Source organism: Vibrio sp. Scap24 (assembly GCF_013394185.1).
Taxonomy (GTDB): domain Bacteria; phylum Pseudomonadota; class Gammaproteobacteria; order Enterobacterales; family Vibrionaceae; genus Vibrio; species Vibrio pomeroyi.
Window position 1 is genome coordinate 2,321,434 of sequence record NZ_CP041332.1, and the last position, 22,398, is coordinate 2,343,831.

Below are 22,398 nucleotides of genomic sequence, written 5' to 3' on the forward strand. Positions count from 1 at the left end.
CATCCGAAAGTTGACTACCAATGGGCTACAGTCTGGCTAATCCGTCAGCAATTAGAAAGAAAAGTTCCAAGCACATCAAACAAATGGGGTTATAAATGGTCGTTGGTGTGAAAATTACTTACACTAAAGGGCATTAATTTTAACTCAAGCCTTGAAAACTCTACTCTCAAGTACAATATCAAAGATACTAGATTTATCTCAGTATCCTTGGTTAGTAACTGAAGACTAGTTCATAGCTAGTAGAGACTGACGGCATTTAAAATAGATCGCGGACGATCTGAGAACGAAGAGATTCCAAGCACATGATTACTAAGCTGCTGACAAAGGTAATTGGCAGTCGCAATGACAGAACACTGCGCCGCCTTAGAAAAATTGTAAAAGAAATTAATAACTACGAACCAACGTTTGAAGCACTTTCAGACGAAGAGCTAAAAGCAAAAACGGTTGAGTTTCGTGAGCGCTTAGATAAAGGTGAATCGCTAGACCAACTTCTACCTGAAGCATTTGCTACGGTACGTGAAGCGTCTAAGCGTGTTTACGGCATGCGTCACTTTGACGTGCAAATGATTGGTGGCATGGTTCTAAATGCTGGCCAAATTGCAGAAATGCGTACTGGTGAAGGTAAGACTCTTACAGCAACCTTACCAGCTTATCTTAACGCCCTACCTAGCAAAGGTGTTCACGTAGTAACGGTGAACGATTACCTAGCGAAGCGTGATGCGGAAACAAACCGCCCATTATTTGAATTCCTTGGTATGACGGTTGGCGTGAACGTGCCAAACATGGCTCCGCCAGAGAAAAAAGAAGCGTACCAAGCTGACATCCTATACGGAACAAACAACGAGTTTGGTTTCGATTACCTACGTGACAACATGGCTTTCCGTGCTGAAGATCGTGTTCAACGCGAACGCTTCTTTGCTGTTGTCGATGAAGTTGACTCAATCTTAATTGATGAAGCTCGTACTCCACTTATTATCTCTGGCCCTGCTGAAGATAGCTCAGATCTTTACACGCGTATTAACACGTTAATTCCTAACCTTGAGCGCCAAGATAAAGAAGATTCTGAAGAATACCGTGGTGAAGGTCACTACACCATGGACGAGAAATCGAAGCAGGTTCACCTGACTGAAAATGGTCAAGAATTTGTAGAAGAGCTAATGGTGAAAAACGGTCTGATGGAAGAGGGCGATACGCTTTACTCTCCAACAAACATCAGCCTATTGCACCATGTTAATGCAGCGCTTCGTGCACACGTATTGTTTGAGAAGAACGTAGACTACATCGTTACTGAAGACGGCGAAGTCGTTATTGTTGATGAACATACTGGTCGTACAATGCCAGGTCGTCGTTGGTCTGAAGGTTTACACCAAGCTGTTGAAGCGAAAGAAGGTGTGAAGATTCAGAATGAAAACCAGACGCTAGCATCGATTACTTTCCAAAACTTCTTCCGTCTATACGAAAAACTGTCAGGTATGACAGGTACAGCCGATACAGAAGCTTTCGAATTCCAGTCTATCTACGGCCTAGAAACAGTGGTTATCCCAACCAATAAGCCTATGGTTCGTAACGATATGCCAGATGTGGTTTATCGTACTGAAGAAGACAAGTTCAATGCGATCATTGAAGACATTAAAGACCGTGTAGCTGCTGGTCAGCCATCACTGGTTGGTACAGTTTCTATCGAGAAATCTGAGCTACTGTCTAACGCACTGAAAAAAGCAAAAATTAAGCACAACGTTCTAAACGCTAAGTTCCACGAAATGGAAGCTGAGATCGTTGCACAAGCGGGTACGCCAAGCGCGGTTACTATCGCAACTAACATGGCCGGTCGTGGTACCGATATCGTGTTAGGTGGCAGTTGGCAGGCACAAGTTGAGAAGCTGGATAACCCAACTCAAGAGCAGATCGATAAGATCAAAGCTGACTGGAGAGTAATCCACGATAAAGTACTTGAGTCAGGTGGTCTGCACATCATTGGTACTGAGCGTCATGAATCTCGTCGTATCGATAACCAGCTACGTGGTCGTTCTGGTCGTCAAGGTGATGCAGGTTCTTCTCGTTTCTACCTATCAATGGAAGACTCACTGTTACGTATCTTTACATCGGATCGTATGGCTGGTCTTATCCAAAGTGGTATGGACGAAGGCGAAGCGATCGAATCTAAGATGCTTTCTCGCTCAATTGAAAAAGCACAACGTAAAGTTGAAGGTCGTAACTTCGATATTCGTAAGCAGCTTCTTGAGTACGATGATGTAGCCAATGACCAACGTAAAGTGGTTTATGAGCTTCGTGATGAACTGATGAGTTCTGACGACATCAGCGAAATGATCGAACACAACCGTGAAGATGTGTTTACTTCGGTTATCGATGAGTACATTGCTCCTCAATCGCTTGAAGATATGTGGGATATCGCAGGTCTGCAAGATCGCCTGAAGAACGACTTCGATCTAGAGTTCGATATTCAAGGTTGGTTGGACGAAGACGACAAGCTTTACGAAGAAGCACTGCGTGAACGTATCCTAGGTATGGCGGTTGATTCGTACAAACAGAAAGAAGAAGTGGTTGGTGCTCAAGTACTACGTAACTTCGAGAAATCTGTAATGCTACAAACGCTAGATGGCCTTTGGAAAGAGCACTTGGCTGCGATGGATCACCTTCGTCAAGGTATCCACCTACGTGGTTACGCTCAGAAGAACCCGAAACAAGAGTACAAGCGCGAGTCGTTTGAACTGTTTGAAGGTCTACTAGAAGTACTGAAATCAGATGTTATTACCATCCTTTCTAAAGTTCGCGTTCAGCAACAAGAAGAAGTAGAAAAGATGGAAGCTCAACGTCAAGCTCAAGCTGAAGAAGCGGCGCGTCGTGCACAAGCACAACACGCAACGGCTGAAAATCAGTTAGGTGACGATGAAGCTGAACCAGCATCTCCACAAACGGTAGTACGTGATGAGCGTAAAGTGGGTCGTAACGAACCATGCCCATGTGGAAGTGGTAAAAAGTACAAACAGTGTCACGGTAAAATTGACTAAGTTTGGTGAATCGTTGCTGTAACGGATGATTGCAGTGTCGGAGGTACTCACTTACTAACGTAAGCTCCGTGCCCTTCCTTGCACTCACCACGTCACAGCTTAGCTTCAAACAAACTTATTGATAAAAAGAGTCGCTTAGGCGGCTCTTTTTGTATGTAAATTTCATGGCTTACTTTGTTATACAAGGAAGTCGTCATGCCCTATAGCGAGGAACGAGCGTAGTAGGGAATCTCGTTTAGTTAGACTCACGTTGTTTTATATCCCCAACTCAGTCGTTCCTCCTTCTTGAGGATGACGTATTCGGGGACTATGTGAGTTAACCGTTTTATTAAGGAACACCAACACATGAAAAGAATCCATATTGTAGCGGGCATTATCTTCAACCAAGATAAGTCGCAGGTATTTATCACTAAGCGCCCAGACGACAAACATAAGGGTGGTTTTTGGGAGTTCCCTGGCGGCAAGGTTGAAGCGGGCGAAACCATTGAACAAGCGATGACTCGTGAACTGGATGAAGAGATTGGCATTAAAGTAACTGAACAGTCTTTGTTTGAGCACCTTGAATTTGATTACACGGACAAGTCGCTTAAGTTCGACTTCATCCTTGTGACCGACTTTGAACAGCAACCTTATGGCAAAGAAGGCCAGCAAGGTGAATGGGTAAGTCTTGAATCATTGAATCAATACGCCTTCCCTGAAGCAAATGTGCCAATTTTAGAGCGAGTGGTAAAAGAGTTTTCGTAATTGCTAGCCTGAGTTTGAGATTGTTGTTAGTTTAAAGAGATTAATCGAATGAACGTTGCTGCAAGAGATAAGTGGCAACGGTAACCAAAACAATGGAGATATTCGCAGTGGTAAGAATTGCAATTGCAGGAGCAGCGGGCCGTATGGGTCGCAACTTGGTGAAAGCCGCTCATCATAATTCAGAAGCAAGTGTTGGTGCTGGTTCAGAGCGTCCAGAGTCATCTTTGGTAGGTGTTGATGTTGGCGAGTTATGTGGTGAAGGTCGTTTTGATGTCGCTCTAGTGGATGACTTGTCTAAAGCGATCGAAGAGTTTGATGTGATTGTCGATTTTACTGCCCCTGTTAGCACATTAGCGAATATTGAACTTTGTAAACGTCACGGTAAAAAGCTAATCATCGGTACGACGGGTTTCTCTGAAGAAGAGAAGCAGGTGATTGATGCGGCTTCAAAAGAGATTCCTATCGTAATGGCACCTAACTACAGTGTCGGTGTGAACCTGGTATTTAAGCTGCTAGAAAAGGCCGCTAAAGTCATGGGCGATTACTGTGATGTTGAGATCGTTGAGGCTCACCACCGTCATAAAGTCGATGCTCCTTCTGGTACAGCGATTGGCATGGGCGAAGCGATTGCTGGTGCGATGGGCAATGATCTTAACGATGTAGCCGTATGGTCACGTGAAGGTATTACTGGTGAGCGTACGAAAGATGAGATTGGTTTCGCTACGATTCGTGCCGGTGACATCATTGGTGAACACACCGCTATGTTTGCTGATATCGGTGAGCGAGTCGAAATTACTCATAAAGCCACGGACCGAATGACTTTCGCTAATGGCGCAATCAAGGCTGCAGTCTGGTTAAATGATAAACCAGCCGGCTTTTATACCATGACTGATGTCCTAGGTTTGAATGACCTGTAAATAGATATTTATGCGCTGGCAGTTGCCGGCGCTTTCTTTATTTGGTACATTTTTCCTCGTAATATCCCTTTTACAAACCTCCCTCTAGTTTCTTCTGATCGTCGATTTTTCCTTATTTAACTTTGTTTTTTAATGCTTATAGTGTGTTTTTTGTTTTAGGTCTTTAAATTACGATCTTTTCTCTTTGTATTTATCGATTGCGTTTTGTTGCTGATATTTTTATCACTCTATGGTTGGCTAAAATGAGGGGTGAAAATTAGAAAATCGTAATATTCGGCCGAAATGAGCATGAAAGTTAAACTTTTGAAGCTTTGATGGCGTAAATTGAATTAGTCCTTACAAATGTTTAATTTCTTTTGCGTTAAATGTTGACACGTATCACGCACATCACTAAAATACCGCCAATTTGTCTAATTTCCATAAACACGCAGTTTCTGGTGTTGCAGGAAGGTAGATTTGCAAATTAAATCAATTTTAATGCATTTTTATTTCTGGAGGTTGTCTTGAAGAAGTCAGCACTACTCGTCCTAGAAGATGGGACAGTATTTCACGGTGAAGCCATTGGCGCTGTAGGTTCTGCAGTTGGTGAAGTCGTTTTTAATACCTCGATGACGGGGTACCAAGAAATCCTCACTGATCCTTCCTATTCTCAACAAATCGTTACCCTTACTTACCCTCACATTGGCAATACCGGAACCAATTCCGAAGACGAAGAATCTTCTTCAATCCACGCTCAAGGCCTTGTGATTCGCGATCTCCCTCTAATCGCTTCTAACTTCCGTAATGAACAATCCCTTTCTGATTACCTTAAGTCGCAAAACGTTGTTGGTATCGCTGATATCGATACTCGTAAGCTGACGCGTATTCTTCGTGAAAAAGGCGCACAGAACGGTTGCATCGTAGCGGGTAACAACCTAGACGAAGCTTTGGCTCTAGCTAAAGCAAAAGAATTCCCTGGCCTGAAAGGTATGGACCTTGCGAAAGAAGTTACAACAAAAGAAGCGTATCAATGGAAACAAGGTTCGTGGACGCTTACGGGTGGACTTCCTGAAGCGAAAGCAGACTCTGAATTGCCATACCACGTTGTTGCTTATGACTTCGGTGCAAAACGAAATATCCTACGAATGCTTGTTGACCGCGGCTGCCGCCTAACGGTTGTTCCAGCTGAAACTTCTGCTGAAGAAGTACTAGCTCTGAACCCAGACGGTGTTTTCCTTTCAAATGGCCCTGGTGACCCAGAACCATGTACTTACGCAATTGAAGCGACAAAAGTGTTCCTAGAAAAAGGCTTACCAATCTTCGGTATCTGTCTAGGTCACCAGATTCTTGCTCTTGCGTCAGGCGCTAAGACAGTGAAGATGAAGTTTGGTCACCACGGTGCAAACCACCCGGTTAAAGATTTAGATCGTGATGTTGTGATGATTACTTCGCAAAACCACGGCTTTGCTGCTGACGAAGAAACCCTTCCAGAGACACTACGTGCAACGCACAAATCACTATTTGATGGTTCTCTACAAGGTATTCACCGTACAGACAAACCAGCATTCAGCTTCCAAGGTCACCCTGAAGCAAGCCCAGGTCCAGAAGACGCAGCGCCGTTATTCGACCACTTTATTGAACTAATCAAACAGCACACAGCGTAATTCGGAGTAGTAGACAATGCCAAAACGTACTGACATTAAAAGTATTCTTATTCTAGGTGCTGGCCCGATCGTTATCGGCCAAGCATGTGAGTTCGATTACTCTGGTGCTCAAGCTTGTAAAGCGCTTCGCGAAGAAGGTTACCGAGTTATTCTTGTAAACTCGAACCCAGCGACAATCATGACTGACCCAGATATGGCCGATGCAACTTACATCGAACCTATCCAATGGGAAGTTGTGCGTAACATCATCGCTAAAGAGAAGCCTGATGCAGTTCTACCTACTATGGGTGGCCAAACTGCATTGAACTGTGCTCTAGACCTAGAAAAGCACGGCGTTCTTGAAGAGTTCGGTGTTGAAATGATTGGTGCAACGGCTGACGCTATCGATAAAGCAGAAGACCGTTCACGCTTCGATAAAGCAATGAAAGCAATTGGCCTTGAGTGTCCAACTGCTGATACAGCGAAAACGATGGAAGAAGCTTACAAAGTTTTAGACATGGTTGGCTTCCCTTGTATCATTCGTCCATCGTTCACGATGGGTGGTACTGGTGGCGGTATCGCTTACAACAAAGAAGAATTTGAAGAAATCTGTCGTCGTGGTTTGGACTTATCTCCAACTAACGAACTTCTTATCGATGAATCACTTATCGGTTGGAAAGAGTACGAGATGGAAGTGGTTCGTGACAAAAACGACAACTGCATCATCGTATGTGCGATTGAAAACTTCGACCCAATGGGTATTCACACAGGTGACTCAATCACTGTGGCTCCAGCTCAAACGCTGACAGACAAAGAATACCAACTAATGCGTAACGCATCTCTAGCAGTACTGCGTGAGATTGGTGTTGAAACAGGTGGTTCAAACGTACAGTTTGGTATCAACCCGAAAGATGGCCGTATGGTTATCATCGAGATGAACCCTCGTGTATCTCGCTCTTCAGCACTAGCATCTAAAGCTACAGGTTTCCCAATCGCTAAGATTGCAGCGAAACTGGCTGTTGGCTTCACGCTAGACGAGCTAATGAATGACATCACTGGCGGCGCAACGCCAGCATCATTCGAACCAACAATCGACTACGTAGTAACTAAGATTCCTCGTTTTAACTTCGAGAAGTTTGCAGGTGCTAACGACCGTCTAACGACGCAAATGAAGTCTGTTGGTGAAGTTATGGCTATCGGCCGTAACCAACAAGAATCTCTACAAAAAGCACTTCGCGGCCTAGAAGTTGGCGCGACTGGTTTTGACGAAATGGTAGACCTAGATGCACCTGATGCTCTAACGACTATCCGTCACGAACTGAAAGAAGCTGGCGCAGAGCGTATTTGGTACATCGCTGACGCATTCCGTGCTGGTATGTCGGTAGATGGTGTATTCAACCTAACGCAAATCGACCGTTGGTTCCTAGTTCAAATCGAAGACATCGTTAAGCTAGAGCAAGAACTGAAAGCGAAAGGCTTTGCTGGTCTGAACAAAGACGAGTTAAACAAGCTTAAGCGTAAAGGTTTTGCAGATGCGCGCCTATCTAAGATTCTAGGTGTAGCAGAAAGCGAAATCCGTCGTCTGCGTGACCAATACGATATCCACCCAGTGTACAAGCGTGTAGATACGTGTGCGGCTGAGTTCTCTTCAGACACAGCTTACATGTACTCATCTTACGATGACGAGTGTGAAGCGAACCCAACAGACAAAGACAAGATCATGATTCTAGGCGGCGGTCCAAACCGTATCGGCCAAGGTATTGAATTTGACTACTGTTGTGTACACGCATCACTAGCACTACGTGAAGATGGCTACGAAACTATCATGGTTAACTGTAACCCTGAGACTGTTTCTACAGACTACGATACATCTGACCGTCTGTACTTCGAACCAGTAACACTGGAAGATGTACTAGCAATCGCTCGCGTTGAGAAGCCAAAAGGCGTTATCGTTCAGTACGGTGGTCAAACGCCACTTAAACTGGCTCGTGCTCTTGAAGCTGCTGGTGTACCAATCATCGGTACTAGCCCAGACGCAATCGACCGTGCAGAAGACCGTGAGCGTTTCCAAGTTGCTGTAGACCGTCTAGGCCTACTTCAGCCAGAGAACGCAACAGTAACAACAATGGAGCAAGCGGTTGAGAAATCTCGCGAAATCGGCTTCCCACTTGTTGTACGTCCTTCTTACGTACTTGGTGGTCGTGCGATGGAAATCGTATACGACGAGCAAGATTTACGTCGCTACTTCAATGAAGCAGTTAGCGTATCAAACGAATCTCCAGTACTACTTGATAGCTTCCTAGACGACGCTGTTGAAGTAGACGTAGATGCGATTTGTGACGGTGAACGCGTTGTAATCGGCGGTATCATGGAGCATATCGAGCAAGCGGGTGTTCACTCTGGTGACTCAGCATGTTCTCTTCCTGCATACACGCTAAGCCAAGAAATCCAAGACGTAATGCGCGAGCAAGTTGAAAAGCTAGCGTTCGAGTTGGGTGTTCGTGGTCTGATGAACACGCAGTTTGCTGTTAAGAACAACGAAGTGTACCTAATCGAGGTGAACCCTCGTGCAGCACGTACGGTTCCATTCGTATCTAAAGCAACTGGCGCACCAATCGCTAAAATTGCAGCTCGTGTAATGGCAGGTCAATCGCTAGAGTCTCAAGGCTTTACGAAAGAAATCATCCCACCTTACTACTCAGTGAAAGAAGTTGTACTTCCATTCAACAAGTTCCCTGGTGTTGACCCACTGTTAGGCCCAGAAATGCGCTCTACTGGTGAAGTTATGGGTGTTGGCGCGACGTTCGCAGAAGCATACTCTAAAGCTGAATTGGGTTGTGGCAACATCTACCCAGAAGGCGGCCGTGCACTTCTTTCTGTTCGCGAAGGCGACAAAGAGCGTGTTGTTGACCTAGCATCTAAGCTATCTAAGCTTGGTTACCAGCTAGACGCAACACACGGTACAGCGGTTATCCTTGGCGAAGCGGGTATCAACCCACGTCTAGTCAACAAGGTACACGAAGGTCGTCCTCACATTCTTGACCGTATCAAGAACAACGAGTACACGTACATCGTGAACACAGCTGCTGGTCGTCAAGCGATTGAAGATTCTAAAGTACTTCGTCGTGGCGCATTGGCTGAGAAAGTTAACTACACGACTACGCTAAACGCTGCATTCGCGACTTGTATGGCGCATACTGCAGACGCGAAGACATCAGTAACTTCAGTTCAAGAGCTACACGCACAGGTTAAAGCTTCTCAAGCTTAATCGCCTAAAGTGTATCGCTGTTAAGCGGATATAAATGCTCAAAGCCCACTCTCCGGAGTGGGCTTTTTTATGCCTGTTAGATAGCATGAGTTAAATGATGAAAATATGGAATAGGTTAGAATCTTGTGTTTCGTTGTTGTTCGTTTGCTCACGGTGGTAACTTGTCGCTACACAAGAATTTAAGGCGTTGGGTATATGGAAATCACTCTAGAAATATTGGCTATCTTGTTTGTTGTTGCAACGGCAGCAGGCTTTATTGATGCAATGGCTGGCGGCGGTGGGTTGTTGACTCTACCTGCATTGCTCGCGGCTGGCGTGCCACCCACGCAAGCACTGGCGACTAACAAACTCCAGAGCTCATTTGGCAGCTTCTCTGCGAGTTGGTATTTCGTGCGTAACGGTATCGTCAGTATTAAGGAGATGCGCCTCGCTATCTTTTGTACCTTTATAGGTTCGGCTATTGGTGCTGAGTTGGTTCAATACATCGACGCGAGCCTTTTGACCAGCGTGATCCCACTGCTGCTTATCGCGATCTCTCTCTATTTCCTATTAGCACCACAAACCAGAGCCTCTGAAGGCAAACAAAAGATCTCTGAGGCGATGTTTGCGTTATGTGTCGGTGGCGGTGTTGGTTTCTATGATGGCTTCTTTGGCCCGGGTACAGGCTCAATCTTCACGGTTTGTTTTGTAGCTATTGGTCATTTCTCATTAGTCGATGCTACGGCACGCACCAAAGTATTGAATTTCACCTCGAACATCGCTGCACTGATCTTCTTTATTTTGGCTGGTTTGCCAATTTGGGAGTTAGGATTAGTGATGGCGGTTGGTGGCTTTATGGGAGCTCAGCTTGGCGCTAAAGTGGTGGTGGCAAAAGGGCAGAAATGGATTCGCCCTCTTGTGATCGTCATGTCGATGCTCATGGCTTCTAAACTCCTTTGGGAACAGCATCAACAATGGATTCTATCAGTATTTTAACTCTCGGAGACTGATAGCTATTTGGTCTAACACAGACATGAATCGGTCGAATTAAGCCTGCTAATTCATGGAAGCTATACAAGTATTGAGGCTCAATATTGAGTGTTTTTACGATAGAGAGCGGGATTAACGCCGGTCCCGTTCCGCCCAATGCAAGTTGCGCCGCTGCGGTGTAGGCATCCATCTCCATTAAGGGTTTTATGCCGAATTTTTCTAATACAGATAATTGATAAGAGTTAGCAGGGTTGGTCATATCGTTGGTAATGACCAGTGGAGGAAGGGCCTTGAGTGGCTGCTTACTCACAATGTAAAACGGCTCATCAAACAGGTGGAAGGTCATCAATCCATGATGCGGTGGCAATAAGCCTGCGCACAATCCTAGAGTTGCCTTGCCTGATTGCACTCGTTCTATGATTCTCGGCGTGTGGTTGGTGGTAATGGTGATGTATTTATCTTGCTGGATAAATTGCCCCATCATCTCACCTAAGTAGCCCGCTATTAGAGATTTAGAGCTGTCTAAGGTGATGAGAGTGGTATCTTCCAACTCTTGTTGTTCATAAATAAGGCCACGAAGCTCATTGAACGTAGGGCCGATACTCTCGATCAATGCAACCGCATCCGGCGTCAGTTTTATCTGTCGGCCACTCGGCTCGATGAGCTTTTTACCTAGCTTCTTTTCTAAATTTGCAATCCGTTTGCTGACCGCTGATTGGCTGATATAAAGCAAACTGCCGGTACGGCTCATCGTCTTTGCTTTACTCAATACCAATAGAGTTTCGATTCCTTCGAGTAGCATTTAGTAATATTCATGAAAGTTGGGAATGATTGAATCAAGTTACCTGAAACGACAGCCATTCTCTAGTCTTGAGCTCATAGATATCACACAAGCTACGAACTTTGAACCAAGCTCGCGATGCGTTGACCAAAATAGAAAGCGGTTTTTAGGTCATTTGCATTAACGCTGTTGTTTGTTGAGGTTGGGGCTTCATCGACACTGGCAACCAAGCCAATGCTCGAACCAGTGCGATTCAGGCCTAGGTCGTCGATGTGTTTAGATACATCAAGCCCTGCCCAAATCATGCCATGTTGGCAAGCTAGAGTGAAAAAGCTGAGTAGGGTTTGTTGTTGCTCTCCGTTGAGGCTGCCACCGGTGGTAAAGCCTGCAGCAAGTTTGTTTCTCCATGATTTCTTACCGTAAGTATCACTGCTCGCGTCCATAAAACTCTTAAACTGAGCGGCAGGTGACCCCATATAAGTTGGCGCTCCAAAGACAATCGCATCACAGCTGTCTAATACCTTGAGCTTATCGATATTGTCATACCTTCCTTCTATGATTTCAGACGAGAGAACCTCGATGAGCAATGCCGAGCTAGGCAGTTGAGAGTTTACGCCCTCTGCGATGAGCTCTGCTACTTGCTTGGTTGCCCCGCATTTGGAGAAGAAAACAATTCCAATTTTATTACTGCTCATCCTTAAACCCTCGTAGTTAGCATTAGTAAGTAAATATATTTGTAAAGTCATTTGTTTACTAATATAGTCTGGTAATCGTATAAGTAAACAAAAAACATTATTAACTAAATTGAAATTTGGAAACGATAGAGGGACTTTGGAAAGTGAAACTTAGGAATTCGTATTGAATGACAGATGTTTATGAGTGAATTAGAAGATGAAGTAGAATTAAAAAAGGCCCCTTACGGAGCCTTTAATCTATTGTGTAGCGCTCGCTTATTTGATGGCGAACGTCGGCAGTGATAAGTGCCAGCGAATAGCCCCAAGCCTAATCAGCAGCGTTGAGAATACACCGGCTAAAAATGCCGTCTCTGAGTCGTGCCCCATGCTGATTGCCATGGTGTGGAAAGCGCCACCAATAATACAAGCGGTCGCGTAGACTTCACTTCTTAGGATCATCGGCACTTCACGGGCAAGCACGTCGCGAATAATACCCCCACCACAACCTGTGATGACACCCATGATAATGGCCACCAATGCAGAATCTTGGTAAATCAGCGCCTTTTCAACACCAATGCCCACGAATACCGCTAGGCCGATTGCATCACATACCGGCAGTATCCACCATGCCAGACGCTTGGGACGTCTTACGATGATCATGGTCAGCAAGCAGGTAATGATGATTACCCAAAGGTAGGTGGTGTCAGTGATCCAGAACACTGGAGTTGCACCCAATGCCATGTCACGAATAGTACCGCCGCCAATCGCGGTTACACTGCCTAGAACGGCTACGCCAAAGGGGTCCATCTTAAGACGGCCTGCGACAAAAACGCCTGAAATAGCAAAGATGGCAGTGCCAAATAAATCGATAATATAAAGCAGCATGGAGTCCATGATACTGGTGCTCTTATAGTTAAAATTGTAGGGACAGGTCGGTGGCGAATTGTACGAAAAAACGCAGCAAAAAGTTAGTGATTTTGCCTAGCTCTATCGAAGAAATCGCACACTTGTTGGATCGCTTGCAAAGTTCTGGTTGTCGGGCGATTAATCCAATCTGAATTGAGTGACCAAATCTGATCTTGAGCGACAGCTGGGATCTCTTCTTCCCAAGTTTGCCACATGGTTCCGTTCTCGATGGCGTGCTGAGATGTGAAGATCACTTCAGGTTTCTTAAGTACAACCTGTTCAATACCAACTTGCGGATAAGGGGAGGCGCTGTCTTCAAAAATATTGTGCCCACCACAAAACTCAAACACCTCACTTGGCCAGTGCCCTTGAGCCACAGTGATGATCGGCTTTTCGCTAAGCTGATAAAAGTAGTTCACAGGCTCGGCGTCTTTATATTTTAGCCTTAACGCGTTGAGCTGTTCTTTGTATTGCTTAGCATTATTTTCACCGACACTTGGGTCACTTGCGTACTGGCTTAGTTGTTCAATATTGGTCGCGATGCTGTCTAGGCTTTTGGTTTTGGAGTAGTAAATATTAAAACCAAACTGCTCTAACTTTGCGAGTTCTCTAGGCGGGTTGCCTGCAGGCCATGCAAGAATCAGATCTGGCTGCAGTGCGATGATTTTCTCAACCTTGATGCCTTGATAGTTTGCTACCTTCTCAAGCTTATCAGCCTGTGGTGGGTAATCACTTCGTTCGCTCACTGCGATAAGGTTGTCACCCAAGCCTGCACTGTACGCAAGCTCCGTCGCATGAGGAGCGAGGCTGATAACACGTTCGGCTGTTGCTATTTCTGTCGCAAGTGAAGTGGGTGCCCAAAAACTGAAGCTGAGACTGAACGTGAGGGCTGTACATCGTGTAACAAATTGAGAGGGTTTCACTTTAAATCCCTTGGTGAATAATGAGGAAGGCTAGGCTTTGTAAGAATATCCAGATAGCGATGCGACCAAAAAGCAGCTTTTGAACCTGAGATAAGTGCAGCGCTGATGGGGCGATTCTGCCACCTAATTTTGCACGAATGGCTTTGGTGTTGTCATAAATCGCAGGGCCACCTAGTGATAACTCTAACTTGTTACCTACGGCTGTAATTAACCATGCTGGGCCGGGTAGAGGCCAGGAGCGACTTTGAACGAGCATTATCTTAAATGTGTGGGACGCTTTATCACCACAGACGATCATCAAGGCAAACAAGCGCATTGGTATAAATTCTAGGATCGCGACGATCTTGATTGCCGTAGAGCCGAAAGGAGAGAACTGCTTGCGGCTTGGTGACCAAGCTCGAGCTAATTCGACAATCAGACGATACATCAATGCGGCGATACCACCACCGATGGCGTACCAGAACAGCACACAAACCACGTTACGAGCGTAACCCATAATGATGGTTTCTGTAGCGGCTTTGCCTAGGCCAAGTGATGAAAGTGATTCGGTCTGACGATTGACAATTGGATCCAGTAACTGACGAGCGGCAGCTTTATCTTCTCGACCAAGTGCCTTGATCAACTGATTAGCCAGCTTTTCATTGTTACGCCAATCAATGGCGAGTAATAGCAGTGCTAACTCAAATAGCTGAGATTGCCAAACCAAAGGTTGTAAGGCCAACAGAATAACCAGAGTCGGTAATACCATTAATCCCCAGGCTAACGTGCCCGAGATTAGGCTTTGGGAATAGTTTTGGTTGTTATTAACCTTGCTTGCTAAAAGCTCAGCAAACTTATGCCATAAGGTCGTGGGGTGTGCGGCATGAGGGATAGGTAAGATTAAATGAAAAAGCAGTGCTCCCCACATTACAAGGAGCACGCCATTTGCAAATACCTGATCAAACAGTGTTTGCATGTCTAGTCGCTTACTTTAGTAGGGCAACCATTTTGATAACCATTTCAGAAGAGCTTTGCGCTGCTAGTGGCAGGAACTCTTCGAAGCTCATTGGTGACTCTTTGTCTGCAACGTCAGAGATTGCACGCACAACCACGAATGGAACTTGGAATTGGTGACAAGCTTGAGCAATCGCAGAAGCTTCCATCTCTACAGCAACCACTGATGGGAAGTGCTTACGGATGAACTCTTGGCGCTCAGCGGTGCAAACAAATGCATCGCCAGTACAGATAAGACCGCGAACAGCATGCTTATCTTCCATTTGAGATAGCGCTTGTTCAGCAACTTGCATCAGTTTGTCGTCAGCTTTGAATGCTGCAGGTTGACCTGCCATTTGACCGATTTCGTAACCGAAAGCCGTAACGTCTGCATCGTGGTGACGAACTTCAGTCGAGATAACAACATCGCCAAGGTTCAGTGTTGAATCAAAACCGCCAGCAGAGCCAGTGTTTAGAACGACATCTGGTTGGTATTCGCTTAGTAGGATTGAAGTACCAACTGCTGCTGCTACTTTACCAATACCTGATTGAAGCAAAACAACGTCAACACCATTTAGCTGACCAGAGAAAAAGGTACAACCGCCTTTATTAACTTCAGTAATGTCTGAAATTGCTGCTTTTAGGATCGCAACTTCTTGCTCCATTGCGCCAATGATGCCGATTTTCATGTGTAGTCTCTTAATAAAAATATTTAAACAGTAGAGCGAAATTGTAGCATGGAAGAGAAGTGTCGAGCGACAGCCCAGAAGCACTTCTCATCCGAATAGCAGCGATTTATCTGCGTATTCTTTTATCTATTTGATTAGGCCTTCGCTTTTTAGGCTTGCGCGAAGTTGTTCAGAACGTTTTCGGTTCACACCAAAATCAGAATGACCAGTACGAGACTCAGAACGCACGATCAGTTTGCCATCGGTGATTTTGAGTTCTAAGTCATCGACAAAGCGCATGATGCGAGAGGTACATTCGACACGCAGGTAATCTTCTGTTTTGCTCGCGGTTTTCGAACCCGGTAAGGTTAGCGCAACCTGCTCAATCGCATCTAGGTTTGCTGAATCTGATAACTCGAACGCGGCCAATGCATGCTGTTCACGATCATCTTGAGTTGATACGCAGTTTGGTTTGTCTCCACAAGGTGATGAAGTTCTGTCTTTCATATCCGTAATTCCTTGGCTGCATGCGGTTAACGTTAAAAGTGATAGCGAGAGGAGAGCGGCTTTTTTCATAGTGTTTCCTATGGCTTGTTTTTAATTCTAATTGTAGTTATCGGTATTGGCTTGTTTGCGATTGTTCTACGTATTTTTGTTGTGCTTGTGATAAACGTATCTAATTCAAAAAAGGATCCATAATTGGATCCTTTTTTATAGTAACGGCTTGAGTAATAAAGGAAACCTTATACTAGGGCGTGTTGACCTTTCGTGGTTAAATTTTGTTCGAGATAAAAGCGTTTTAATCGCGGCGAGGGGGAAGTAGCCTAGTCACTCTAAGCAAATCTCCCTCAACAAAGAGTAAAACGCTTTTAGCCGAACCCTTCGGGCAGCGTTTGCTGGTCATTTCTACTACGTTATCGGCTTCTCATGTAGGCTAGCTACACATCGACGCCTCTGCCTTGTATAAATGCCCAGCAACTCGCTGCAAAAATCAGCTCGAAAGATCAACACGCCCTGGTCACACTTCTAGGTAATCTAATATCCCTTCCGCGGCTTTTCGACCTTCATCGATAGCGGTCACTACCAAGTCAGATCCTCGAACCGCATCGCCACCTGCAAAGATCTTGCTGTTGGTGGTTTGGTATTGAAACTCTTGTTGTCCGGGAGCCTTGATTCGTCCCCATTGATCCAATTCAACACCGAAAGGTTCTAGCCACTCCATCGCGTGAGGTTGGAAACCAAATGCCATGATCACTGCGTCGGCTTCAAGAACATGCTCACTGCCTTCGACAGGTTCTGGACGGCGGCGACCTGCTTCATCAGGCTCACCCAAAGCGGTTTTCACGACTTTGACGCCAACCACATGACCAGCGCTGTTAAGCTCTAAGCCGATAGGTTGGAGGTTGAACTTGAACTTCACACCCTCTTCACGTGCATTTTTTACCTCACGGCGAGAGCCTGGCATGTTGGCTTCATCTCGGCGGTAAGCACACACAACATTGGCTGCATGTTGGCGAATCGAGGTTCGTACACAGTCCATCGCGGTATCACCACCACCAAGCACGACCACCTTCTTACCTTGCATATCGATGAACGGAGTTGGGTTTTCTAAATCCATTACCTTGTAGGTGTTAGAGATTAGGAAAGGCAGGGCATCATAAACGCCCGGTGCATCTTCGTTATCTAAACCCGCACGCATGTTTTTATAGGTGCCGACACCTAAGAAGACTGCATCGTAATCATCGACAAGTTGCTGAAGTTGTACATCTTTGCCGACTTCGGTATTCATTTGGAACTCAACGCCCATCTCGCTAAAGATGCGGCGACGATTTTCCATGATGCCTTTCTCAAGTTTGAACGATGGAATACCAAACGTCAGTAGGCCACCGATCTCTGGGTAACGGTCAAATACAACAGCTTTCACGCCATTACGAACTAGGATATCAGCCGCCGCTAGACCTGCCGGGCCTGCTCCGATGATAGCCACCTTTTTATCAGTCCACTCAACATGAGACATGTCAGGCTTCCAGCCCATCTCAAAGGCTTTGTCGGTAATGTACTTTTCAATATTGCCAATGGTTACTGCGCCGAAATCATCGTTGAGGGTACAAGAGCCTTCACACAAACGGTCTTGAGGACAAACTCGTCCACAAACCTCAGGCAGGCTGTTGGTTTGGTGAGACAGTTCAGCGGCTTCGATAATACGTCCTTCATTGGCAAGCTTAAGCCACTGAGGGATGTAGTTGTGAACTGGACATTTCCATTCACAGTATGGGTTACCACAGTCTAAACAACGGTCTGCTTGCGCTTTCGCTTGCTGTTTCGTGAAAGGTTCGTAGATCTCTACAAACTCAATCTTACGTATCTTGATTGGTTTCTTCGCTGGGTCTACGCGATTCACATCAATAAATTGGTATACATTCTGGCTCATTATTGGCTCCTTCCAATTATTGCGCTTGAACACGAAGTTCAGCTGAGCTGCGGCTTTGGTGGCCGAGCAAGGTGTTTAGATCCGCCGTCTTTGGCTTCACTAGGTAGAACTTCGGAATCCATTCATCAAAGTTCGCCAGAATAGCTTCAGCGTGTACTGAGCCAGTCTCTTCTAAGTGCTCTGCAATTAAGCCACGCAGATGTTCTTGGTGGATAAATAAGTCAGACAGAGAAAGAGCCTCGACCGACTCGTTATTAACTCGGCCTTGGAAGTCTTCATTCTTATCCATGACATAAGCAAAACCACCTGTCATACCGGCGCCGAAGTTGACGCCAGTTGCGCCAAGAATGGCAACAATACCGCCCGTCATGTATTCACAGGCGTTGTCACCCGCACCTTCAATCACAGCAACCGTGCCTGAGTTACGGACGCCAAATCGTTCGCCCGCTGTACCTGCGGCAAACAACTTGCCACCGGTTGCACCATACAGACAAGTGTTGCCTATGATGGTCGCTTCGTTACAAGTAAATGCGGTGCCTTGGTGAGGCTTGATAACCACTTTGCCGCCAGCCATGCCTTTGCCAACATAGTCATTGGCATCACCTGTTAGGTAAAGCTCAACGCCGCCTGCGTTCCAAACTGCAAAAGATTGGCCTGCTGTACCATCGAGATACAATTTGATTGGTGAGCCAGCCATCCCTTGGTTGCCGTATCGCTTAGCTATTTCACCAGAGATACGAGCGCCAATCGAACGGTCTGTGTTGATCACGTTGTAGTAAAGGCTGGTGGATTGACGTTTCTCAATCGCATCGAGTGCATCATCAAGGATCTGTTGATTGAGTTGCGCCTTATCAAACGGTGCGTTTGGTTCTGTCCAAAACAGAGGGTGACCTTCTGGAGAAACAGGAGCTTCGAGTATTGAAGATAGATCGAGTTTGCTCTGTTTCGCAGTGAGGCCCTGAACGGCTTCAAGCAAATCAGTACGACCAATTAGGTCTGTAAGTTTTTCTACACCAAGCTCTGCAAGGTATTGGCGAACTTCATCGGCTAGGCCAGTAAAGTAGTTCACCACCATGTCAGGCAGACCTTTGAAGTATTCGCGACGTAGTGTTTCATCTTGAGTCGCGACACCCGTTGCACAGTTGTTGAGGTGACAAATTCGCAAGAACTTACAACCCATTGCGACCATCGGCGCGGTACCAAAACCAAAGCTTTCAGCACCTAAAATCGCACCTTTAATCACATCAAGACCGGTTTTTAAACCGCCATCGACTTGTAGACGGATCTTATGACGAAGCCCGTTTGCAACCAGTGCTTGCTGGGTTTCTGCTAGCCCTAGTTCCCAAGGGCATCCTGCGTATTTTACCGAAGTCAGTGGGCTCGCTGCGGTACCACCATCGTAACCAGAAATGGTGATCAAATCGGCGTAGGCTTTTGCTACACCAGTCGCGATAGTGCCGACACCCGGTTCAGACACTAACTTCACTGAAACCAGTGCGTTAGGGTTCACTTGCTTAAGGTCGAAAATCAGCTGCGCTAGATCCTCGATAGAGTAAATATCGTGATGTGGAGGAGGGGAAATCAGAGTGACACCTTGAACTGAGTATCTCAGTTTGGCGATTTCTGCCGTCACCTTATGACCTGGCAGTTGACCACCTTCGCCAGGTTTAGCGCCTTGTGCGACCTTGATTTGCAGAACATCTGCATTGGTTAGGTAATGTGGCGTGACACCAAAACGACCAGAAGCAATTTGCTTAATACGAGAGTTACGGTCGGTACCAAAGCGTCGTGGATCTTCACCGCCTTCACCTGAGTTGGAGTAACCACCCAAGCGGTTCATCGCCATCGCTAATGCTTCATGCGCTTCTGGGCTCAGCGCACCAATCGACATCGCAGCCGAATCAAAGCGCTTAAAGAGATCACTACTCGGCTCTACTTGCTCAAGCGTTAGTGGGTTATCGGCTTTTTTAAGGCTCATTAAGTCACGCAGCATCGCAGCAGGGCGAGCATTTACCTGCTTAGCAAAAGAGAGGTAATCCGAAGTTTCGCCGGTTTTAACTGCCGTTTGCAGTGTGCCGACCACATCTGGGTTATAGGCGTGGTATTCACCACCATGCACGTATTTCAGTAAACCACCGTGCTCGATTGGCTTACGTTTGGTCCACGCTTTGCGAGATAAGTTATAAATATCTTGTTGGAAATCGCTAAAGCTTGCGCCTTGGATTCTTGTAGTAACTCCGCGGAAACAGAGCTCAACAACGTCGGAATGTAGGCCAACGGCTTCGAAAAGTTGCGAACAACGATATGAAGCAATCGTAGAAATACCCATCTTCGACATGATCTTATACAGACCTTTGTTGATGCCGTTTTGGTAGTTTTGCATCGCGGTGCGATAGTCTTTGTCTAAAGAGCCATCATCCAACATTTTACCTAACGCTTCATAAGCAAGGTACGGATAAACCGCGGTCGCACCGAAGCCAAGTAGAACTGCGAACTGGTGTGGGTCACGAGCAGTTGCGGTCTCAACCACGATGTTGGCATCACAACGTAGGTTGGTATCAGCAAGTCTTGTTTGCACCGCACCAACTAACATGGCTGCAGGGATGGATAGTTTACCTTTCTCTAAACCTTTATCCGACAGTACAACTAAAACGGCACCTTCACGGACTTCTTGTTCGGCGCTATCACATACTGCTTTGATTGCTTGTTCAAGGTCTTGATGGTTAGGGTCGTAGTGCATGCTGAGAATGACATGACGGTAATGTTTTTGGCTTAACTGCAGAAGCTGCTGCATGTCTGAGTAAAGAAGTACTGGTGAATCAAACGTGACACGATAGGCGTGACCGTCTGTTTCACAGAACACGTTCATCTCTTTACCAATACTGGTCGCCAAAGACATCACGTGTTTTTCACGCAATGGATCAATAGGTGGGTTGGTGACCTGTGCAAACTTCTGACGGAAGTAATCAGTGACCAGACGTTCTTTTGAAGAGAGAACAGCCATCGGCGTATCATCGCCCATCGAACCTACCGCTTCTTGCCCCATGTCACCAAGCACACGCAGTACTTGGTCAGACTCCTCGTTGGTCATCGCAAACTGTTTCTGATAAGTCTTGAGCGTGTCATCGTCAAAGCTACGCTTACCGACTTGGTCATCTTGCAGCGCAGAAAATGGCGTTAACTTGTGAACGTTCTTTTCCATCCATTCTTTATATGGGTGGCGACCTTTGAGGTCATTGTCGATCTCATTAGATTGCCACAGCTTGCCGCGGCGAGTATCGATCACCAGCAACTCACCCGGTCCAACACGGCCTTTTTCTGCAACTTCATCTGGTGCGTAGTTCCAGATACCGACCTCAGATGCCAGTGTGATTAGGTTGTCTTTAGTAATCACATAACGCGCTGGGCGCAGGCCATTTCTATCGAGGTTACATGCGGCGTAACGACCATCTGAAAGTACGATACCTGCAGGGCCATCCCACGGTTCCATGTGCTTGGAGTTGAAGTCGTAAAAGGCACGCAGATCTGGGTCCATGTCTGGGTGATTTTGCCAAGCGGGCGGAACAAGCATACGCATCGCTCGGAACACATCCATACCACCCGCTAGGAACAGGTCGAGCATGTTATCTAGGCTTGAAGAGTCTGAGCCTGTCTCATTCACAAAGGGTGCTGCGGTTTGTAAATCTGGCAACAGTGGTGAAGAGAATTTATAGGCACGAGCCTTAGCCCATTGACGGTTTCCTTCAATGGTATTGATCTCACCATTGTGAGCCAAATAGCGGAACGGTTGAGCCAGTGGCCAGCGTGGTTGTGTGTTAGTTGAGAAACGCTGGTGGAACAGACATATTGCAGATTCCATACGTAAGTCTGCAAGATCGAGGTAAAATCGAGGAAGATCGGCAGGCATACACAGACCTTTGTAGACCATTACCTGTGTTGAAAGGCTACAAATATAGAAATCTTTGTCTTCGGTGATCTGCTTTTCAATTCTGCGACGAGCAATGTATAGGCGGCGTTCGATATCACGCTCACGCCAACCGGCAGGAGCAGAGATAAACACTTGCTGAATATTCGGAACCGAGTCTTTTGCGATTGGACCCAAAACGTCGGTGTTAGTCGGCACGACACGCCAACCTGCAACGGTGAGTGTCTCTTGAGCGAGCTCTTTATTGACGATGTCTTGCGCGGATTGCGCTTTGATTGAGTCTTGGCTGAAGAAAATCATGCCGACAGCGTATTGCTTGCCGAGGTTGAAGTTATTCTCTTCTGCGATAATTCTGAGGTAAGAGTCTGGCTTCTGCAGTAATAAGCCACAGCCATCCCCGGTTTTACCATCCGCAGCGATACCACCACGGTGTGTCATGCGATCTAGGGCTGAAATAGCAGTTCTTACCAACTTATGACTAGGTTGGCCTTCCATTTGCGCTATTAAACCAAATCCACAGTTGTCTTTTTCAAGACTAGGATCATATAGAGCCATTGCAATTCTCCCTT

Annotated in this window: 15 protein-coding genes; 6 read left to right on the forward strand and 9 right to left on the reverse strand. The window is 46.1% G+C overall.

Features of this window, described 5'->3' with window-relative positions:
- Positions 1 to 302 precede the first annotated feature (302 nt).
- From secA to FLM53_RS10360, 6 genes are all read left to right on the forward strand, one after another.
- Complete coding sequence (gene secA, locus FLM53_RS10335) at positions 303 to 3,029, forward strand: preprotein translocase subunit SecA (protein ID WP_176680905.1); 2,727 nt, start codon at positions 303 to 305, stop codon at positions 3,027 to 3,029.
- Positions 3,030 to 3,374: 345 nt separating this feature from the next.
- Positions 3,375 to 3,773, forward strand: a complete 399-nt coding sequence (gene mutT / locus FLM53_RS10340; RefSeq protein ID WP_176680906.1) for an 8-oxo-dGTP diphosphatase MutT — start codon at positions 3,375 to 3,377, stop codon at positions 3,771 to 3,773.
- Positions 3,774 to 3,865: 92 nt separating this feature from the next.
- Positions 3,866 to 4,690, forward strand: a complete 825-nt coding sequence (dapB, locus tag FLM53_RS10345; RefSeq protein WP_176680907.1) for a 4-hydroxy-tetrahydrodipicolinate reductase — start codon at positions 3,866 to 3,868, stop codon at positions 4,688 to 4,690.
- Positions 4,691 to 5,193: 503 nt separating this feature from the next.
- Positions 5,194 to 6,333: a glutamine-hydrolyzing carbamoyl-phosphate synthase small subunit gene (carA, locus tag FLM53_RS10350; RefSeq protein ID WP_048609692.1), complete on the forward strand. Its 1,140-nt coding sequence runs from the start codon at positions 5,194 to 5,196 to the stop codon at positions 6,331 to 6,333.
- Between the two features lie 16 nt (positions 6,334 to 6,349).
- Positions 6,350 to 9,580 carry a carbamoyl-phosphate synthase large subunit gene (gene carB, locus FLM53_RS10355; RefSeq protein WP_061019048.1) on the forward strand — a complete coding sequence of 1,077 codons (3,231 nt, stop codon included), beginning with the start codon at positions 6,350 to 6,352 and terminating at the stop codon, positions 9,578 to 9,580.
- Between the two features lie 195 nt (positions 9,581 to 9,775).
- A complete protein-coding gene (locus tag FLM53_RS10360) occupies positions 9,776 to 10,555 on the forward strand; it encodes a TSUP family transporter (RefSeq protein WP_176680908.1) in 780 nt (259 codons plus the stop codon).
- Here FLM53_RS10360 and FLM53_RS10365 read toward each other — a convergent pair.
- From FLM53_RS10365 to gltB, 9 genes are all read right to left on the reverse strand, one after another.
- A complete protein-coding gene (locus tag FLM53_RS10365; protein ID WP_176680909.1) occupies positions 10,506 to 11,351 on the reverse strand; it encodes a LysR family transcriptional regulator in 846 nt (281 codons plus the stop codon). The two genes, FLM53_RS10360 and FLM53_RS10365, sit on opposite strands and share 50 nt — an antisense overlap.
- 92 nt (positions 11,352 to 11,443) lie before the next feature.
- A complete protein-coding gene (locus FLM53_RS10370; RefSeq protein ID WP_176680910.1) occupies positions 11,444 to 12,025 on the reverse strand; it encodes a flavodoxin family protein in 582 nt (193 codons plus the stop codon).
- Between the two features lie 255 nt (positions 12,026 to 12,280).
- A complete protein-coding gene (locus FLM53_RS10375; protein WP_048658038.1) occupies positions 12,281 to 12,898 on the reverse strand; it encodes a TRIC cation channel family protein in 618 nt (205 codons plus the stop codon).
- Between the two features lie 74 nt (positions 12,899 to 12,972).
- Positions 12,973 to 13,833 (reverse strand): vitamin B12 ABC transporter substrate-binding protein BtuF, encoded by an 861-nt coding sequence (gene btuF, locus FLM53_RS10380; protein ID WP_176680911.1) that lies wholly within the window; start codon positions 13,831 to 13,833, stop codon positions 12,973 to 12,975.
- 1 nt (position 13,834) lies between these two features.
- Complete coding sequence (locus FLM53_RS10385; protein WP_176680912.1) at positions 13,835 to 14,788, reverse strand: cobalamin biosynthesis family protein; 954 nt, start codon at positions 14,786 to 14,788, stop codon at positions 13,835 to 13,837.
- 10 nt (positions 14,789 to 14,798) lie between these two features.
- Positions 14,799 to 15,494: a 5'-methylthioadenosine/S-adenosylhomocysteine nucleosidase gene (mtnN, locus tag FLM53_RS10390; protein WP_017630246.1), complete on the reverse strand. Its 696-nt coding sequence runs from the start codon at positions 15,492 to 15,494 to the stop codon at positions 14,799 to 14,801.
- 126 nt (positions 15,495 to 15,620) lie between these two features.
- Positions 15,621 to 16,049: a DUF1499 domain-containing protein gene (locus tag FLM53_RS10395; RefSeq protein WP_176680913.1), complete on the reverse strand. Its 429-nt coding sequence runs from the start codon at positions 16,047 to 16,049 to the stop codon at positions 15,621 to 15,623.
- 442 nt (positions 16,050 to 16,491) lie between these two features.
- On the reverse strand, positions 16,492 to 17,904 hold the full coding sequence (locus FLM53_RS10400) for an FAD-dependent oxidoreductase (RefSeq protein WP_145575403.1): 1,413 nt from the start codon (positions 17,902 to 17,904) through the stop codon (positions 16,492 to 16,494).
- Between the two features lie 16 nt (positions 17,905 to 17,920).
- A complete protein-coding gene (gene gltB, locus FLM53_RS10405; RefSeq protein ID WP_176682022.1) occupies positions 17,921 to 22,384 on the reverse strand; it encodes a glutamate synthase large subunit in 4,464 nt (1,487 codons plus the stop codon).
- Between the last annotated feature and the right edge of the window lie 14 nt (positions 22,385 to 22,398).

What these genes read in the sequence shown, in the direction of transcription:
- dapB (WP_176680907.1), top strand. Translation starts at nt 3,866, where the DNA reads ATGGAGATATTCGCAGTGGTAAGAATTGCAATTGCAGGAGCAGCGGGC.
- FLM53_RS10375 (WP_048658038.1), bottom strand. Translation starts at nt 12,898, where the DNA reads ATGGACTCCATGCTGCTTTATATTATCGATTTATTTGGCACTGCCATC.
- FLM53_RS10365 (WP_176680909.1), bottom strand. Translation starts at nt 11,351, where the DNA reads ATGCTACTCGAAGGAATCGAAACTCTATTGGTATTGAGTAAAGCAAAG.
- secA (WP_176680905.1), top strand. Translation starts at nt 303, where the DNA reads ATGATTACTAAGCTGCTGACAAAGGTAATTGGCAGTCGCAATGACAGA.
- gltB (WP_176682022.1), bottom strand. Translation starts at nt 22,384, where the DNA reads ATGGCTCTATATGATCCTAGTCTTGAAAAAGACAACTGTGGATTTGGT.
- FLM53_RS10400 (WP_145575403.1), bottom strand. Translation starts at nt 17,904, where the DNA reads ATGAGCCAGAATGTATACCAATTTATTGATGTGAATCGCGTAGACCCA.
- mtnN (WP_017630246.1), bottom strand. Translation starts at nt 15,494, where the DNA reads ATGAAAATCGGCATCATTGGCGCAATGGAGCAAGAAGTTGCGATCCTA.
- FLM53_RS10370 (WP_176680910.1), bottom strand. Translation starts at nt 12,025, where the DNA reads ATGAGCAGTAATAAAATTGGAATTGTTTTCTTCTCCAAATGCGGGGCA.
- FLM53_RS10395 (WP_176680913.1), bottom strand. Translation starts at nt 16,049, where the DNA reads ATGAAAAAAGCCGCTCTCCTCTCGCTATCACTTTTAACGTTAACCGCA.
- FLM53_RS10385 (WP_176680912.1), bottom strand. Translation starts at nt 14,788, where the DNA reads ATGCAAACACTGTTTGATCAGGTATTTGCAAATGGCGTGCTCCTTGTA.
- mutT (WP_176680906.1), top strand. Translation starts at nt 3,375, where the DNA reads ATGAAAAGAATCCATATTGTAGCGGGCATTATCTTCAACCAAGATAAG.
- carB (WP_061019048.1), top strand. Translation starts at nt 6,350, where the DNA reads ATGCCAAAACGTACTGACATTAAAAGTATTCTTATTCTAGGTGCTGGC.
- FLM53_RS10360 (WP_176680908.1), top strand. Translation starts at nt 9,776, where the DNA reads ATGGAAATCACTCTAGAAATATTGGCTATCTTGTTTGTTGTTGCAACG.